Origin of the sequence: Arthrobacter sp. Hiyo1 (assembly GCF_001263615.2) — a bacterium.
In the GTDB taxonomy this organism is placed as follows: domain Bacteria; phylum Actinomycetota; class Actinomycetes; order Actinomycetales; family Micrococcaceae; genus Arthrobacter.
Genome location: NZ_DF952473.1, coordinates 110,440 through 111,364 on the forward strand (window position 1 = coordinate 110,440; position 925 = coordinate 111,364).

Genomic DNA, 925 nt, shown 5'->3' on the forward strand with positions numbered 1-925 from the left:
GCGCCAACACGCCCAAACTCCATATCGCGCTTCTCGCCGTGAGGGAACTTCCTGGTTCCGGTGAGCCCAAGGACTTGCTCAACGCAGCGGGCATTTCGGCACGCCACATTGCCGCCGCCGCCCGCGACCTCGTCATGGACTGAAAAGCAACGGCCCGACGGCGGAACGGCGCCGCCGTCGGGTCCGCGTCACAAACCACCGTTTCCAAGCCATATTCGTCGTTCTGAGCATTTAGCGGTGAACAACCCGGGCGCCCTCATTACTATCTAGTGGATGGGGGCGAATTCCGGACCTAACTGGGAGTTGCCGGGATGAAATATCAGGAGCTGGCAGTGTCGGAACCTTTGGAGTCTGAAGACCCGCTCGTCGAGCCGGAACCGGTTCTGGTTCCCGGTGACGACCGCGACACTCTGGCCGCCCTGCGTGAGCAGGCGCAGGAAATCATCGACGAAGTCCTCGGCGGAACCGAACCGAGTGGCGAACACCTCCGTGCAAAACTGAGGTCCAGCATTGCGCGCCACCCCGGATTTCCGGAACTGGCGCTGCTCGAGCACCTGATGAACCGGGCAAGTGGCAGCTGACCCGCCCCGGGGTTGCACACGTTTTACACAGGATTTACTCACGCGGTCTTGTTAGCCTCAACGCAGTCAGAACAGACTGAATATCACGTGAAAGACGATTCACGGTGGTTGTTCAACCAGAGCAGCGGACGGGAATGCAGCGATGCTCCGACCCGCTCGTAGTGAAGTCGCTACCGAGCAGGGTCCGCAGACCGGGAGGTAGCAGTGGCTGGCATATTCGAAGTGTTTCTTGACGGGGAGTCCTTCTTCAGGTTCCGCCTCAAATCACCTGACGGGGCGGTCATCGCTGTTTCGACGCCGTTCGAGGACAAGCCCGCGGTTGTTGCCGGCATCGCGCTGCGCGG

General features: G+C 61.0%; 1 protein-coding gene. It reads left to right on the plus strand.

Going from position 1 to position 925, the window contains the following annotated elements; all coding sequences use genetic code 11:
* The first annotated feature begins 332 nt into the window (after window positions 1–332).
* The gene (locus tag AHiyo1_RS16030; RefSeq protein WP_148667615.1) at window positions 333–581 is read left to right on the plus strand and encodes a hypothetical protein; all 249 of its coding nucleotides are present in this window, start codon (window positions 333–335) and stop codon (window positions 579–581) included.
* The last annotated feature ends 344 nt before the right edge of the window (window positions 582–925 follow it).